Genomic DNA, 557 nt, shown 5'->3' on the forward strand with positions numbered 1-557 from the left:
TTCACCACTCTGATATACCCAGATTCCGCGGGCGATATCTGCCCCCATTGTACGTATTTCGAAAAGGCCGTTTCCAAGCGGCTTGGTATCTGGCTCGCGTAGCTGGCGAGGGTTTGCTTCCAGCTTCATGAGTAGCCTGGCCATTTTTGCACGAATGGCAGCAGGCAGAGCCGTAAACTCTTTTTCAGCCTCATCATGAAAGATGACTGTGAACATGAATGTAATCTCTGGTCCGTATGTGTATACGTTAGCTTAAAAGCTAACTTAGCTCAAGAGCTAAGTTAGCTAACTTCTCACTACCCGATCTTTACAATCTCAATACCCAGCATAAGAGCTATGAATTCCGCTTTGTTCTGAAGCAACCAGGTGCGTGCTTCGAGTGCCTGAGCTTTGCTGATATCGATATCAAACTGATTAAGCGCTGCAGCATCGGCGTGTCCAAGTGTAATACCGCGCCACTGCATCCCTGCAAAATAGGCGTTCCCTGCCCCCTGCTGGATTTTTCCTTTCACGTGTTCCATTGCCCAGACCTCATTCCACGCCCAGACGGCGGAACA

2 protein-coding genes are annotated in these 557 nt (G+C 49.2%); both read right to left on the reverse strand.

The features are described 5' to 3' along the window. Positions 1-216: type II toxin-antitoxin system RelE/ParE family toxin (locus tag ABD353_RS40065; protein WP_050326431.1), on the reverse strand; the 216-nt coding region annotated here is incomplete at its 3' end. Positions 217-296: 80 nt separating this feature from the next. Further along, the coding region (locus ABD353_RS40070) for a hypothetical protein (RefSeq protein WP_344628619.1) at positions 297-557 on the reverse strand (261 nt) is incomplete at its 5' end.

It is taken from the genome of Kitasatospora arboriphila, assembly GCF_039528095.1.
In the GTDB taxonomy this organism is placed as follows: Bacteria; Actinomycetota; Actinomycetes; order Streptomycetales; family Streptomycetaceae; genus Kitasatospora; species Kitasatospora arboriphila.